The following is a 14,103-nucleotide window of genomic DNA, read 5'->3' as shown; positions in this document are numbered from 1 at the left end:
AATCCTCTTAAATGTGGCTGTAATTACAAAGTGCATTTCACTGAAAAAAGCAGAACGACCCGGCTTGCGACCGATTCCCGACGGAAATTATGTCGCTGACGCGACGGCTCCGAGGGTCGCTCAGGCGAACTCGACGTCCGTTCCGTCGTCGCGGCAGGTCTCGAGAGCGTGCTTCGCGGCCATGCCCGCGCCCTGTGCGGTCCGGTGGCGACCGACGCCGACCTTCAGTTCGACCTCGACGCGCTCGTGGACGGCCTCGATGGCGTCCTGGTACTCCGCCTCGCCGAGCGACGGACAGACGGCGATGACGTTGTCCCCGCCGACGAAGAAGGAGAGCGAGTCGTGCTGCTCGCGCATGTAGCGCATGAGCGCGGCGTAGCCCTGTTCGATGTGGATGAACGTGTCGAACTCGTTGAGCTGGTCGGTGTACTTCCCCGTGGCGTCGTTGACGTCGAAGTGCGCTATCTGGACGTCGTCGTCGGTGCGGTCGGACTCCGAGAGGAACTCGCCGGAGAGGATCTCCTGGCGACTGGCGTCCTGTGCGCTCCCGCCCTCCTGTATCGCGGCGGTCGCCTCCCCGAGCGCGACGGCGGGGGAGGGGTCGACGCCGACGCCGAGACTCACAGTCACCGGGTACCGGTTGGCGACGGACTCCTGGATGAGAGCGTGCGCATCGCGGTCGATGCCGTTGGTCACCGTCACCATGTTGTCGAAGCGGGTGAAGAAGGTGTACCCCTCTCGGTTGCCGATGAGCTGTGAGAGGTCGGCGTAGAGGCGAGACTGGAGCGTCTGGAGGTCGACCTCCCGGCGGGGTTCGGGGGTCACCGTCCACGGTCCGTAGTTGTCGATCTGGACGAGGGTGACCTGCGTGTTCGTCACGGTCGTGAGTACAGAACCACCGATTAAGCCCCTGTTGGTTCACGACGACCGCGTCTCCGTGGCGAAACCGTTCCGGTGGTCGAACCGATGCTAGGTGTATTAACACTTTCATGGCTTTGGGGTTCGATTCAGGAAGCGACTAAGTAGAAGTCGGAACGTTCGTCTACCCGATGGCAGTGAAACACTACAGTCGGCGATACACGCTCGACCCCGCGAACACCGACACCGAATCGACGACCCTGACGCTCGAAGACCTCCGGGCGTTCATCGAGGACAACGAGGAGTACAATCCGCGACTCCGCGCGGTGACCTTCGAGGTCGACGACGCCGTCTCGGACCCGAGCTAGACGTTCCGACGTGTCCAGAGCCGTCGACCCGGACCGCGTCACCGTCGTCGCGGGCCATCCACCCGGACCCACGTCGCGTGACGACGGCCGACGGGTCGTCGGTTCGAGGACGGGCCCGCTCTCCTCGCCCTTTGACTCGCCATCGCGCGAGCGTTCGCTCGTCTGGTCTGTGTCGAGGGGACCCGGCCGACGGGGTCTCAGTAGTCGTCGATGTCGAAGTACCAGTAGCCGGCCTCGCGCATCCCGCTGCCGACGGCCTTGTGGAAGTCGGGGAAGTCCTGGTACTCCTCCTGGACGACGTGCTCGAACACGTCGGCGACGGAGACGACCGTCTCGTGGTCGATGCGGACCGGGTGGTCGCCGTACTGCTCGACGTAGTCCTCGCGCGAGAGCGGGAAGTCCTCCTCCTCGTTCACCTTCTTGGCGAGGATCGCCTGCCCGTACTTGCGCATGCCCTCGCTCCCCTCGTCGGAGTCGGGGTCGTGGGGCCACTGCGTGTCTGCCATGTCAGGATAGTCGGGCAAGCGTAGCAAAAACGTTCTCACTCCGCCGTCCGGTCAGTTCTCACCGCCACCGGACGCGAACGTCGTCTCGCCGAACGGCATGACCGGTGCGTCGAACGTCGAAGTCACGGCCGTCGTCGGGAAGACGGCGACCATCCGAGCGAGGCTCTCACCGACGTTTCGGACCTCGTGTGGAACCGTCTCCGGGACGAGTGTCATCCCCCCTGCGTCGAGTCGTCGGCGCTCCTCGCCGACCTGGACTTCGAGCGTCCCGTCGAGGACGACGAGTAGTTCTTCGGCGCTGTCGGTGTGCCGGCCGAGCGCCTTTCCGGCGTCGAACTCCGCGTAGACCACCAGCATCGACTCGGCGACGACACCGGTCGTCCCCGGCGTACCGGGCGTGAACGGGAAGTTGTCCCGCCACGCGACCGACGGGTCGTCGGCGTACCAGTTGTCGGTCAGTTCGAGGTCGGTCGTCGAGACGCTTCTCGTGGCACTCATGAGTCCTGTAGGTGGGAATTCACGTTAACCACGTCGTCACACCGGTTCCGGGACTGTCCGTCGACCCGCTCCGTTCAGAAGACGACGTACAGCATCGCGTAGACGACGATGCCGAGCGTGAACGACACCAGCCACAGCGACGCCGCCACGCGACCGACGCGCCTGTGGGCCGTCCGCCGGAGTTCGGCGGGCGTGTGGGTCGCCGCGAGCAGAAGCGCGTAGTACACCAGCGGCACGCAGACGATGGCGAGCAGGATGTGGACGGCGAGCACCGGCAGGTAGACGTACAGGTAGACGGACTCGGGAGCGGCCGCCGGGAAGTCACTCGGCCCCTCCAGACTCACCCGGTAGAGGTAGAGGACGAGGAACGTCGCGAACAGCGCGAAACTCGTCAGCATCGCGAGACGGTGTTTCGCGACGTCGTCGCGTCGAATCCAGCGCCACCCCGCGAGGATGGTGAGGATGGCGGTGAGGCTGATGACGGTGTTGAGGTGCGGGATCAGTTCGATGAGCGACTCCGACCGCGGCAGGAGACCGGTCGGGAGCACCCGACCGACCGCCGCGAAGACGAGGGCGAGCGAGACGACGCTGAGAACACCGGTGAGGACCGGGACGCGCTCTTTCGCGCGGAACTCCATGTCACCTCGTTGGTGCGCCCGGGGTATCGTCGTATCGCTTCCCGTCGGTCGACGGAGCGGTGGCTCTCGGGGGGTCGCTTCGGTGCGGACGGTGCGTGGGTGCTGTCACAGTGCTACCGTGCACTTCGGGACGGTGAGTCACCCGGAGCGTGAGACCGGATTCGAACGTCAGTCACTCGCTCGCCTCGCTCACTCGTGACAGCGTTCGCAGTCGGCGAGCCGACTGCTCACCGGCGGACCTCTACAGGACAGCGCACACTCTCGGCTGGTGAGCGTGGTTTCGGTAAGGATGATGCGTGGGTGCTGTCACTGTGACGAGCACCGTGCACTTTGGGGACGGTGAGTCCCATCAGTGCGTGGGACCGGATTTGAACCGGCGGACCTCTACAGGACAGCGCCCTCAACGCTGCGCCGTTGGCCTGGCTTGGCTACCCACGCACGCTTCGTCGTGCGTTTACTCGTATCCGGTCAGGTATTAAAAGCCCTTCCGTTTGACTCGGCCAGTGGGACGACAACCCACGCCATCGTTCGGGGTCGGTAGGGCGGATGTCCCCGACGACGACGCTCTCGAAAACCGCGTCGCTGGGCGCACGTTTGAAATACTGTCAGGACACAACGAGGGTATGGCGAAGTACTCGACTGGCGGCGTCGGGTCGCGGGAGTCCGACTCCTGCGAACTCTGCGGTGCCGAAGGACGGTCGCTCGAAGCCGTGAACGTCGAGGGGGCCGTCCTCCAGGTCTGTCCGGACTGTCGGCGACACGGTAGCAGTGAATCACGAAGCGGTGGCGGCGGTGGCCAGCGGAGCGACCAGTCGTCGGGCGACGACCCCCGCGACCGGAAGCTCAAGGCCGTCCGCGCACAGGCCCGGATGGACGACAAACGCAAAGGCGACGCCTCTCACTGGGAGGGCGGCGCGGACTACGAGGACGACCCGCTCCCGTACCTCGTGAAAGGGTACGGACGGAAGGTGGTCGAGGCGCGGGAGGCCGAGGAGCTCTCCTCGGCGGACCTGGCCGGCGACATCGGCGTCCGCGAGGCCGACGTCGTCGCCGTCGAACAGGGCCGGGCGACCAGCGCCGGTATCGGCGGGTCGGTCATCGAAGCGCTCGAAGAACGCCTCGGCGTCGACCTCGCCGAGGACTGAGCGACGGGCGGTCGTCGGACGGGTCGGTCGTGGACTTCTACCGACGACCCGGGCGACGACGGGCGACCACAACGACCATTGCGCCCCGGTTCGGTTCCCTTGCTATGTCATCACTCGCCGCGGCGGAGCCGTCCACGACTCGCTTCGAGGCGCGCGTCGAGCGTCGCGACGACGACGAGGTGGTGCTCTCCGAGACGTACTTCTACCCCGAAGGGGGCGGGCAGCCCGCAGACCGCGGCACGCTCGACGGCGTCCCCCTCGCACACGTCGAGTCGCGCGACGACGAGGTCGTCCACCGACTCGTCGACCCCGAGGGGACGGACGTCACTGCGGGCGACGTCGTGGACTGTGTCGTCGACGAGGCGTTCCGGACGTACTGCATGCGCGCTCACACCGCGAGCCACGTGCTCTACGGGGCGGGCCGACGACTGTTCGACGACCTCGGCTACGGCGGGTTCGGCATCACGCCCGAGAAGGTCCGCGTCGACTTCTCGACGCCGACCGACATCGACGACGCGGCGCTCGTCGACCTCGAACGCCACGTCAACCGCGTCGTCTGGGGGGCCCACCCCGTCTCTTGGTCGGAGCTACCACGAGAGGAGGCGCTCGCGCTCCCGGACATCGCGTTCAACACCAAGACCGAGGAGGGTCTCGACGCCGAGACGGTCCGGGTCGTCACCGTCGGCCCGGCGACGACGAGCGTCCGAGAGTCGCCGACCGACGACGCGACGGGCGTCGACACCACGGACGGTGACTGGGACGTCGCGGCCTGCGGCGGGACGCACGTCTCGAACACGCGGGAGGTCGGCCCCGTGACCGTCCTCGACCGGTCGAACCCCGGTGAGGGGTTGACGCGCGTCGAGTTCGCGGTCGGCCCGACGGCCATCGACCGTCGGGCGACGGAGAAACGCGCCCTGCTCGACGCGGCGACGGACCTCGGCACCCCGCTCGCGGACGTTCCAGAGGGTATCGAGCGACTACGGACCGCTCGCGACGAGGCGGCCGCCGAACGCGACGCGCTCCGGGAGGAACTCGTCGGCGCGCGCCTCGCCGACCTCCGCGAGCGGACCGTCGAACGCGACGGCGAGACGTGGCTCGTCGGCACCGTCGAGGGACTGGACGCGAACGCACTGGCCGACCGTGCTCGCGGGACCGTCGGCGACGGCCTCGACGTCGTCGCGCTCGTCGCGGACTCCTCGCTAGCGGTCGCGACGAGCGGCGGGACCGACGCCAACGAGGTCGTGAGCGAGGTGACCGACCAGTTCGGCGGTGGCGGCGGTGGCTCCCCCACCGCCGCACAGGGGGGCGGCCTGTCGGCGGACCCCGAGGCGGTCGTCGCGTTCCTGCGTGGGGAGTGAGTGTCGGCGACGGGCGACGGCTCAGAACGCCCCGAACTGGACGTGGACACGGTCGCAGTCGGCCTCGCCACAGACCGGGCAGGTCGCGTCGTCGTCAGCGACCCCTGGTCCGATTCGCCCCTCGCGCACGTCGATGAGGCGCATCCCGTCGGCGTCGAGTTCGTAGCCGTCGCCGCGTTTGCGAACGAACGTCTGCTGGAGGCGGTCGAGGTGGTAGTTGAACGTCCCCGAGTCGCGGACGCCGACGCGTTCGCGGAGCGCGGAGAACGACAGCGTCGGCGCGTCGGGGGATTCGCGGCGGCGTTCCGCGAGCGTCCGGACGATGGCGAGTCGCGTCTCGTCGCTCAGCGCCTCGAACGCCTCGATGGGGTCGGTCGTGTCGGCCATACGACACGGCGAGTCCGCCGCCGTGATGTACTTTCTCCCGCGTTTCGGCTCCGTTACTGGAGTCCAGTCCTGTCCGTGACCCGACCGATACACCCCACCACGGAACGGGCGATTTTTGCGGACCGCCGTCGGACCCCCTCGTATGCAACTGACGGCCGAGCAGGAGGCCATCCGGAACGTGGTCCGGGAGTTCGCGGTCGAGGAGATACAACCCGTCGCCGAAGAGTGCGACGCGAACGAGGAGTTCCCCGAGGAGGTGTGGGACGGTCTAGCGGAGTTAGACCTGACCGGCCTGACCGTCCCCGAGGAGTACGGCGGGTTCGACGCCGACCCCGTCACCTACGCCGTCGTCAACGAGGCGGTCGCCTACGGGACGCTCGCAGTCGCGACCGCGCTGTCGGTCCACTGCCTCGCCACGTCGTGTATCGCGGAGTTCGGCGACGAAGCGCAGAAAGAGCGCTGGCTCCCCGAGATGGTGTCGGGCCGACCCGTCGGCGCGTTCTGTCTCTCCGAACCCGGCGCGGGGTCGAACCCCGCCCAGATGACCACCACGGCCGAACGGGTCAGCGGACCCGCGGGCGACGAGTACGTCATCGACGGCGACAAGCAGTGGATCACGAACGGCCGACGCGCGGGCGTCTACATCGTCTTCGCGAAGACCGCTCCCGGCGAGATAACCCAGTTCGTCGTCCCCGGCGACGTCGACGGCCTCTCGGTCGGCGAACCCGAGGAGAAACTTGGGTTGCGAGCGAGCGACACGACGAGTCTCACCTTCGACGACGTCCGAATCCCCGCGGAGAACCGCCTCACCCCGGAGGGTGAGGGGCTGTCGTCGGCGCTCTCCATCCTCACGGGCGGCCGCATCGGCATCGCCGCCCAGTCGGTCGGTCTCGCACAGGACGCCCTCGACCGGGCGGTCGACTACGCGCAGGAACGCGAGCAGTTCGACGGCCCCATCGCGGACATCCAGTCGATTCGCCACAAACTCGCCGACATGCACACGAACACGCAGGCCAGTCGCCTGCTCGTCCACGACGCCGCCCGGCAGAAGGCCGAGGGGACCGACGGCTTCCCGACGGCGGCGAGCATGGCGAAGTACACCGCGAGCGAGACCGCGATGGACGTGACCAACGAGGCCGTCCAGATTCACGGCGGCTACGGCTACACTCGCGAGTTCGACGTCGAACGGCTCTACCGCGACGCGAAGATCCTCACCATCTACGAGGGCACCAGCCAGATTCAGAAGACCATCATCGCGCGCAGTCTCCTCGACTGAGGACCGTCAGCGGCCGGCGACGGTACCCGCGTTCGACGGGTCTATGCGTCGGACGAGAACGTTTATCGTGAATCGGTCGAACCTGAACGCATGCCCGTGATGAACGACCCGTCCGTCGTGAGCTTCGACGCGAAGCGGGCGGTGGAGGGCGCGCTGGCGGTCGCCGGTGCGGACCTCCTGCTCGTCGTGGAGTACGACCGGGCGGCGTTCGAGGTGCTGTACTGCGCTGACGTCGTCGCCGACCGGTACCCCGACGACGAAGCTATGCACGACCACTTCTCGGGGGTGCACTCCTACGTCTACCTCGACTTCACCGAACGCGAACTGTTCGAGGAACTGTTCGTCGACTCGGGGCGGACGCGCGCCCTGACGACGTACATGGAGAACCTCATCGCGGTCCGCGTCGTCGCCGAAGGCGAAGGACTGTTCCTCGCGCTCGCCCCCGACGCGCCGGCGACGGCCGTCATCGAGGCCGTCGAAGACATCGTCCACTCGTGACCCCGACTCCACCGGACGAGGCGGGTCACTACGACGCCGTCGTCTACGACCTCGACGGGACGCTCGTGAGACTCCTCGTGGACTGGTCTCGCGTCGCCACGGACGTCGCGGCGACGCTCCGCGAGCGCGGGGCGACCCCGCCAGACGACCTCTGGGCGATGCTCCAGCACGCCAAGGAGACCGGTCACCACGACGCCGTCGAGGCGGTCATCGCCGACCACGAACGCGACGGCGCGCGGCGCTCCGAACGACTCCCGCGGGCGGACGACCTCCCGCTCTCGGTGCCCGTCGGCGTCTGCTCGCTCAACTGCGCGGCGGCCTGCCGCATCGCCCTCGACACTCACGGCCTCGACGACCACGTCCGCGTCGTCGTCGGTCGCGACTCGGTAGCGACGGAGAAACCCGACCCCGAACCGCTGTTGGCGACGGTACGGGCGCTCGACGCCACCCCCGAACGGACGCTGTTCGTCGGCGACTCCGAACGGGACGAGCGGACCGCTCGGCGCGCTGGCACGGCGTTCGAGTGGGTCGAGACGGAGTAGAGCGCGTGGCGGTCAGTCCGTCGTCGCGTCGACCCGCGAACGGGCGTAGAGGAAGACGGAGAGGGCGATGACGACCCAGAGGACGGCCCCGACACGGATGGCGAACTCCGCGCGGGCCGCCCACGTCCCCAGCGACGGGACGAACAGGGAGGCGAGCGCGACGAGCGGTGCGCCGACGGCGATGGCGACGACGAACGTCGTCTGCATCACCCACCCGTAGTCGACGCCGTCGGGGTCGGTACGCTCGACGTGTGGCACGCCTCGTCGTTTCGGTGGGGCGGACATGAACCGTTCGTTGTCCACCCGGAGTGGCCGGCTTTATCAGGGCCCCCGACCGACCGCGAGGTATGCGGGCAAAGGACATCCGCGAGAAGGCCGGCGAGGAGCCTATCACGATGCTGACGGCGTACAACGCGCCCGACGCCGCCGTCGTCGACGAGGCGGGTATCGACATGATCCTCGTGGGCGACTCGATGGGCAACCTCCGACTGGGTCACGAGTCGACGCTCCCGGTCACCGTCGAGGACGTGCTGAGCAGGACCGCCGCCGTGAGTCGCGTCACCGAGAACGCGCTGGTCGTCGCCGACATGCCGTTCCTCTCGTTCGGCGTCGACGAGGCCACCTCCATCGAGAACTGCGGGCGGATGCTGAAGGAGGCCGACGCCGACGCGGTCAAACTGGAGTGTGGCGAGCACACCGTCGAGCTGACCCGCCGACTGACGCAGTTGGGCATCCCCGTCCAGGCCCATCTCGGGTTGACGCCACAGGGTGAGAACGAGACCGGTCTGTTCCGCCAGGGGACCGACGAGGAGAGCGCCCGAGCCATCGTCGACCTCGCGGAGGCCCACGAGGAGGCCGGCGCGTTCTCGCTCGTACTCGAACACATCCCGGCAAACCTCGGGCGCATCGTCACCGAACGCCTCGACATCCCCACCATCGGCATCGGCGCTGGCCCGGACTGCGACGGTCAGGTGCTCGTCGTCGACGAGGTCGTCGGCCTCTCCGAGCGCGTCGCCCCGTTCGGGAAGGCGTTCGGCGACGTCCGCGGGGAGATGCAACGCGCCGTCGAGGACTACAAGGCCGCCGTCGAGGCCGGGGAGTTCCCCGCCGACGAACACAGCCACACCCAGGCAGAACTCGACGACATCTACTGACCGGTCGCCGACGCCCGACGGCGAGCGTCTCACCGTCGAAACGCGGCGGGAGCCCCCGACCGCACCCCACCGCGACGTTGAACTGTAAACACGGCAAAGTACCCGTCGACACCCCACCTACGTTGCCGTATCGTGTGGGGTTGGGGGCGACACTTATCTGACTGTCCCGTGTCGGTCCCACCATGGAACTGCACGCGACCGAACCGTACGACTTCGAGCAGTCGTTGCGGACATTATCGGGGTTCGACCCCTGTGCGGACGAGCGAGTGTGCAGTGACGAGGACGTCGTCGTCGGCGGGTTCGCCGAGGAGCGACCGTTCCTCGCCACGGTCCGCGAGGGCCGGGACACGACGACCCTCGACGCGACGGTCGAGTGGATAGAGGAGTCGGGTGACGACCGCGTGGTCGCGGACTGGCTGGGAGCGTTCCTCTCGCTCTCGGACGACCTCGAACCGCTGTACGCGGCGGCGGCCGACGACCCGCCGTTCCGTCGCGTCCTCGACACGCTCGACGGCTACCACCAGGTCCGGTTCCCCACGCCCTTCGAGGCGGCCTGCTGGGCCGCGCTCGCGCGCGGCACGCCGACCGACGTCGTCCGAGAGCAGCGCCGCGAACTCGTCACGTCGGTCGGGCGCGTCGTCGAGCGGCCACCGCCCGACTACGACGGCTCCGACGTCGCTGCCGACGGTGGGTCGACGCACACCGACTCACTGTTCCTGTTCCCGACGCCGCGACTCCTGTTGACGGGTGCACCCGTCGTCGAGAGGCTGTTTCCCGAGCACAAAGCGCGGACGCTGGTCGCGACGGCCGAGGCGTTCGCCACCAGCGCGCTCTCGACCCTGGACACCCCCGAACTGCTCGACCGCCTGGAGTCCATCTGGGGGTTCGACGCGTGGGCCGCGGAGTACGTCGCCGTCCACGGTTTCGGCCGCACGGACCGCCCGCCGCTCCACGACCCCGGCCTGCGGGCGGCCGTCGAAGAGCTGTACGGCCTCCCCGAAGCCTCCGACGACCACCTCGAACGCCTCGGCGAGCGCTACGGCCGGTGTTCTGGCTACTGGGCGCACTACCTCACGACGTGGGCGGCGCGGCGGGACGAAGCACCCACGCTCTGAGTGCGTCACTTTCGAGTCGTCGAGCGACGCCACGGTGTGAAGCTGTCGAGCGGCGTCGCCGTTCGGAGCCACCGACCGCAGCGGTCAGCGGTCCGTGAGGAACGGCCCGACCAGGTCGTTCCAGTCACTGGGTCGTTCGAGCATCGAGAGGTGGGCGGCGTCGGGGACCGTCGCCGCGGTACAGTCCGGGAGTTCAGCGGCGAGGTACTCGTGGAACGACGGCGGAGTGAGCCGGTCGTGTTCGCCCGTCAGCGCCAGCGCGGGGACCGTCACCTCGTCGAGGCGGTCCCGCACGTCGAACGCGTCGCAGGTGCGGAAGTCGCGTTCGGTGACCGCCCGGCCGCTCGCCTCCAGCGACGCTATCGACGCGGCCCGCGTCTCCTCGTCGGCGTCGTGGAACAGCAGGTCCGGGCCGTGGAGCGTCTCGACGGCCGCGTCGAAGTCCTCGTCGAGCATCCCCAGTAGCTCCTCGCCAACGCCGAGTTTCGCACCGCTCCCGGTCACGACGAGTCCGTCGAGGTCCAGGTCGCGGTCCAGCGCGACGGTGAGCGCGACCGCCCCGCCGAGTGAGTTTCCGACGAGGACTCGTGCGCCGGTCTCCCGGGCGACGGCGACCACGTCGTCGGCGTACGCCGCCATCGTCTCCGGTCCCGGGTCGGTGTCGACGTCCTCGCTCTCGCCGTGGCCGCTCAGGTCGAGGGCGACGGAGGGGCCGTCCGGGCCCTGCCGACCGTACTGGTGGACCCAGACCGAGTGTGCGCCGCCGCTGCCGTGAACGAACAGCGTGGGGACCCCCTCGCCGAAGGCCGTCTGTCGATACGCCGTCGTCCGTCCGTCGTGGGCGACCCGTTCCATAGCGGCCCCACGGGAGCGAGCCATGAAAAGCCCCGACGTTCCGACGCCGTCCCGGTCGAACGACCCGGGTACCCAGGTGGCGCACTCGCCTCGCCCGCGGCGCGACCTCCGTAGCCAATCGGCGACAGTTACCCCCACCGCCAGCCTGAATGTACCCCCGGTCGTCACCGGAACCACGAGACGACCGCTCGCGAGCGTCCGAGTGCCGTCGGTCGGTTCTTCTGCGACAGCCTTAAATACTAAACGCGCTAACCTGTGGTTAGTACATGACCAATCAGCAACGCATCTCCGAGGGCGATGGACCGCTTCGCCGGTACGACTACAGCGACCGGACCGTGTTCGCTGCGGACCTGGGTGCTGGGGTCGACGCGGACGTTGACGTGGTCGACGGGACGGTGATGGTCGTCGTCGGCGACGACCAGTACGAGTTCTCGGTTCCGGCCGGCCGCGCGCAAGCGTTTATCAAAAACGGCGTCGTCACCGTCGAAGTGAGCCAATGAAACTCACCGTCAAACCCCTGAAACAGAAGGACGCCGGACGGGGCCTCGCGGCCATCGACCGCGCCGCGATGGACGACCTCGACCTCGAGAACGGGGACTACATCCTCATTAGCGGTTCCGACGGGCGTGCGGTCGCGCGCGTCTGGCCGGGCTACCCCGAGGACGAGGACGACGGCGTCATCCGCATCGACGGCCGCCTCCGCCAGGAGGCCGGCGTCGGCATCGACGACCGTGTCGAGGTGGAGAAGGCCGACGTCAAACCCGCAAAGCAGGTGACCGTCGCGCTCCCCCAGAACCTCCGCATCCGCGGGAACATCGGCAGCCACATCCGCGACAAACTCAGCGGGCAGGCCGTCACGAAGGGGCAGACCGTCCCCTTCTCGCTGGGACTCGGTCCGCTCTCCTCGATGAGCGGCCAGCGCATCCCGCTGAAGATAGCCGAGACGAATCCCGACGGCACGGTCGTCGTCACCGACTCCACCGAGGTCAACGTCAGCGAGAAGCCCGCCGAACAGATATCGACGGGCGGGAGCGCAACCGCCACCAGCGGGTCGCCCTCGGTGACCTACGAGGACATCGGCGGGCTCGACGGCGAACTCGAACAGGTCCGGGAGATGATCGAGTTGCCGATGCGCCACCCCGAACTGTTCCGCCAACTCGGCATCGAACCGCCGAAAGGCGTCCTGCTCCACGGCCCACCCGGCACCGGGAAGACGCTCATGGCGAAGGCCGTCGCCAACGAGATAGACGCGTACTTCACCGACATCTCCGGCCCAGAGATCATGTCGAAGTACTACGGCGAGTCCGAAGAACAGCTCCGTGAGGTGTTCGAGGAGGCCGAAGAGAACGCGCCGGCCATCGTCTTCATCGACGAACTCGACTCCATCGCGCCCAAACGTGGCGAGACCAGCGGCGACGTCGAGCGCCGCGTCGTCGCCCAGCTCCTCTCGCTCATGGACGGCCTCGAAGAGCGCGGGCAGGTGACCGTCATCGGCGCGACCAACCGCGTCGACGCGCTCGACCCGGCGCTGCGCCGTGGCGGTCGGTTCGACCGCGAGATCGAGATCGGCGTCCCGGACAAGGAGGGTCGCCTGGAGATCATGCAGGTCCACACCCGCGGCATGCCGCTCGCCGACGACATCGACCTCGGCACCTACGCGGAGAACACCCACGGGTTCGTCGGTGCGGACCTCGAATCGCTGACCAAGGAGGCCGCGATGAACGCGCTCCGGCGCATCCGCCCGGACCTCGACCTCGAACAGGACGAGATCGACGCCGAAGTCCTCGAATCGTTACGGGTCACCGAGAACGACTTCCGCGAGGCGCTGAAAGGCATCACCCCCAGCGCGCTGCGGGAGGTGTTCGTCGAGGTGCCCGACGTCACCTGGGAACGCGTCGGTGGGCTGGAGGACACGAAAGAACGCCTCCGCGAGACCATCCAGTGGCCGCTCGACTTCCCCGAGGTGTTCGAGGCGATGGATATGGAGGCCGCGAAGGGCGTCCTGCTGTACGGCCCGCCGGGGACCGGGAAGACGCTGCTCGCGAAAGCGGTCGCCAACGAGGCCAACTCGAACTTCATCTCCATCAAGGGGCCCGAACTGCTCAACAAGTTCGTCGGGGAGTCCGAGAAGGGCGTCCGTGACGTCTTCGAGAAGGCTCGCTCGAACGCACCCACCGTGGTGTTCTTCGACGAGATCGACTCGATGGCCGGCCAGCGCGGTCGCAACATGAGCGACTCGGGCGTCGGCGAACGCGTCGTCTCCCAACTGCTGACCGAACTCGACGGCCTCGAAGAGCTGGAGGACGTCGTGGTCGTCGCCGCGACGAACCGGCCGGACCTCATCGACTCGGCGCTGCTGCGCCCCGGGCGACTGGACCGCCACGTCCACGTCCCCGTCCCGGACGAGGACGCCCGCCGGGCCATCTTCCAGGTCCACACCGAGCGGAAACCGCTCGCAGACGACGTCGACCTCGACAAGCTGGCTCGTCAGACCGAGGGGTACGTCGGCGCGGACATCGAGGCGGTCGCCCGCGAGGCGGCGCTCGTCGCCACCCGCGAGTTCATCACATCGATGGACGACGCGACCAAGGAGAACATCGAGGGTTCGGTCGGCAACGTCCGCATCACGATGGACCACTTCGAGCAGGCGCTGGAGGAGGTGCGCGCCTCGGTCACCGAGGAGACCCGCCAGCGCTACGACGAGATCGAAGAGCGGTTCAACTCCGGGGAGTCGCCCGAGGACCGCGAACAGGTCAGCAGAACCTTCCAATAGCACCGTTTTCCGCCTCGGGTGGCGCGAAGCGCCACCGCTCGGCGCAAAGCCCTCTCCCAGCGTCCGAAGGACCTGGGAGCCTGTGAGACGCGAAGCGTCTCACAATGGCACGATAAAGGCCGGACGCGCCGG

17 protein-coding genes and 1 tRNA gene are annotated in these 14,103 nt (G+C 68.1%); 10 read left to right on the top strand and 8 right to left on the bottom strand.

What is annotated here, in order from left to right; genetic code table 11:
• Nucleotides 1-120 precede the first annotated feature (120 nt).
• Nucleotides 121-879: a GTP cyclohydrolase III gene (locus tag M1L36_RS17395; protein WP_250875004.1), complete on the bottom strand. Its 759-nt coding sequence runs from the start codon at nucleotides 877-879 to the stop codon at nucleotides 121-123.
• A 170-nt stretch (nucleotides 880-1,049) separates the two neighbouring features.
• Between M1L36_RS17395 and M1L36_RS17390 the strand changes: the two genes are divergently transcribed.
• Nucleotides 1,050-1,226, top strand: a complete 177-nt coding sequence (locus M1L36_RS17390; protein WP_250875003.1) for a hypothetical protein — start codon at nucleotides 1,050-1,052, stop codon at nucleotides 1,224-1,226.
• A gap of 197 nt (nucleotides 1,227-1,423) precedes the next feature.
• Here M1L36_RS17390 and M1L36_RS17385 read toward each other — a convergent pair whose 3' ends face one another.
• The 4 genes from M1L36_RS17385 to M1L36_RS17370 all read right to left on the bottom strand — a co-directional run bounded on the left by M1L36_RS17385 (nucleotide 1,424) and on the right by M1L36_RS17370 (nucleotide 3,306).
• Entirely contained in the window at nucleotides 1,424-1,732 is a 309-nt protein-coding gene (locus M1L36_RS17385) for a DUF5785 family protein (RefSeq protein ID WP_250875002.1), read from the bottom strand.
• 51 nt (nucleotides 1,733-1,783) lie between these two features.
• Nucleotides 1,784-2,230 carry a cupin domain-containing protein gene (locus M1L36_RS17380; RefSeq protein ID WP_250875001.1) on the bottom strand — a complete coding sequence of 149 codons (447 nt, stop codon included), beginning with the start codon at nucleotides 2,228-2,230 and terminating at the stop codon, nucleotides 1,784-1,786.
• Between the two features lie 74 nt (nucleotides 2,231-2,304).
• Nucleotides 2,305-2,868, bottom strand: coding sequence for a DUF420 domain-containing protein (locus tag M1L36_RS17375; protein ID WP_250875000.1), 564 nt, complete (start codon nucleotides 2,866-2,868; stop codon nucleotides 2,305-2,307).
• 353 nt (nucleotides 2,869-3,221) lie between these two features.
• Nucleotides 3,222-3,306 (bottom strand) — tRNA-Leu (locus tag M1L36_RS17370).
• Nucleotides 3,307-3,491: 185 nt separating this feature from the next.
• On the opposite strand from M1L36_RS17370, the gene M1L36_RS17365 reads away from it, so the two are divergent.
• Both M1L36_RS17365 and M1L36_RS17360 read left to right on the top strand, forming a co-directional pair.
• Nucleotides 3,492-4,013 (top strand): helix-turn-helix domain-containing protein, encoded by a 522-nt coding sequence (locus M1L36_RS17365; protein WP_250874999.1) that lies wholly within the window; start codon nucleotides 3,492-3,494, stop codon nucleotides 4,011-4,013.
• Between the two features lie 104 nt (nucleotides 4,014-4,117).
• A complete protein-coding gene (locus tag M1L36_RS17360; protein WP_250874998.1) occupies nucleotides 4,118-5,371 on the top strand; it encodes an alanyl-tRNA editing protein in 1,254 nt (417 codons plus the stop codon).
• A 21-nt stretch (nucleotides 5,372-5,392) separates the two neighbouring features.
• Here the strand turns inward: M1L36_RS17360 and M1L36_RS17355 are convergent, their stop codons facing one another.
• The gene (locus M1L36_RS17355) at nucleotides 5,393-5,758 is read right to left on the bottom strand and encodes an ArsR/SmtB family transcription factor (RefSeq protein WP_250874997.1); all 366 of its coding nucleotides are present in this window, start codon (nucleotides 5,756-5,758) and stop codon (nucleotides 5,393-5,395) included.
• 142 nt (nucleotides 5,759-5,900) lie between these two features.
• Between M1L36_RS17355 and M1L36_RS17350 the strand changes: the two genes are divergently transcribed.
• The 3 genes from M1L36_RS17350 to M1L36_RS17340 all read left to right on the top strand — a co-directional run bounded on the left by M1L36_RS17350 (nucleotide 5,901) and on the right by M1L36_RS17340 (nucleotide 8,074).
• A complete protein-coding gene (locus M1L36_RS17350) occupies nucleotides 5,901-7,034 on the top strand; it encodes an acyl-CoA dehydrogenase family protein (protein WP_250874996.1) in 1,134 nt (377 codons plus the stop codon).
• A gap of 90 nt (nucleotides 7,035-7,124) precedes the next feature.
• Nucleotides 7,125-7,532, top strand: a complete 408-nt coding sequence (locus tag M1L36_RS17345; RefSeq protein ID WP_250874995.1) for a DUF7522 family protein — start codon at nucleotides 7,125-7,127, stop codon at nucleotides 7,530-7,532.
• Nucleotides 7,529-8,074, top strand: coding sequence for an HAD family hydrolase (locus M1L36_RS17340; RefSeq protein WP_250874994.1), 546 nt, complete (start codon nucleotides 7,529-7,531; stop codon nucleotides 8,072-8,074). Before M1L36_RS17345 ends, M1L36_RS17340 begins: the two co-directional genes overlap by 4 nt.
• 12 nt (nucleotides 8,075-8,086) lie before the next feature.
• Here M1L36_RS17340 and M1L36_RS17335 read toward each other — a convergent pair whose 3' ends face one another.
• Complete coding sequence (locus M1L36_RS17335; RefSeq protein WP_305794596.1) at nucleotides 8,087-8,281, bottom strand: DUF5822 domain-containing protein; 195 nt, start codon at nucleotides 8,279-8,281, stop codon at nucleotides 8,087-8,089.
• 140 nt (nucleotides 8,282-8,421) lie between these two features.
• On the opposite strand from M1L36_RS17335, the gene panB reads away from it, so the two are divergent.
• Together panB and M1L36_RS17325 are read left to right on the top strand one after the other, a co-directional pair.
• The gene (gene panB / locus M1L36_RS17330) at nucleotides 8,422-9,228 is read left to right on the top strand and encodes a 3-methyl-2-oxobutanoate hydroxymethyltransferase (RefSeq protein WP_250874992.1); all 807 of its coding nucleotides are present in this window, start codon (nucleotides 8,422-8,424) and stop codon (nucleotides 9,226-9,228) included.
• A 182-nt stretch (nucleotides 9,229-9,410) separates the two neighbouring features.
• Nucleotides 9,411-10,343: a DNA-3-methyladenine glycosylase family protein gene (locus M1L36_RS17325; RefSeq protein ID WP_250874991.1), complete on the top strand. Its 933-nt coding sequence runs from the start codon at nucleotides 9,411-9,413 to the stop codon at nucleotides 10,341-10,343.
• An 84-nt stretch (nucleotides 10,344-10,427) separates the two neighbouring features.
• Here the strand turns inward: M1L36_RS17325 and M1L36_RS17320 are convergent, their stop codons facing one another.
• Entirely contained in the window at nucleotides 10,428-11,198 is a 771-nt protein-coding gene (locus M1L36_RS17320; protein WP_250874990.1) for an alpha/beta fold hydrolase, read from the bottom strand.
• A 266-nt stretch (nucleotides 11,199-11,464) separates the two neighbouring features.
• Between M1L36_RS17320 and M1L36_RS17315 the strand changes: the two genes are divergently transcribed.
• Entirely contained in the window at nucleotides 11,465-11,698 is a 234-nt protein-coding gene (locus tag M1L36_RS17315) for a DUF7127 family protein (RefSeq protein ID WP_250874989.1), read from the top strand.
• Complete coding sequence (locus M1L36_RS17310) at nucleotides 11,695-13,971, top strand: CDC48 family AAA ATPase (protein WP_250874988.1); 2,277 nt, start codon at nucleotides 11,695-11,697, stop codon at nucleotides 13,969-13,971. Before M1L36_RS17315 ends, M1L36_RS17310 begins: the two co-directional genes overlap by 4 nt.
• The last annotated feature ends 132 nt before the right edge of the window (nucleotides 13,972-14,103 follow it).

This window comes from Halomarina rubra (assembly GCF_023699475.1).
GTDB classification, from domain to species: Archaea; Halobacteriota; Halobacteria; order Halobacteriales; family Haloarculaceae; genus Halomarina; species Halomarina rubra.
The sequence above is the reverse complement of the archived record's forward strand: the minus strand, read 5'-3'. Positions and strand labels throughout refer to the sequence as shown.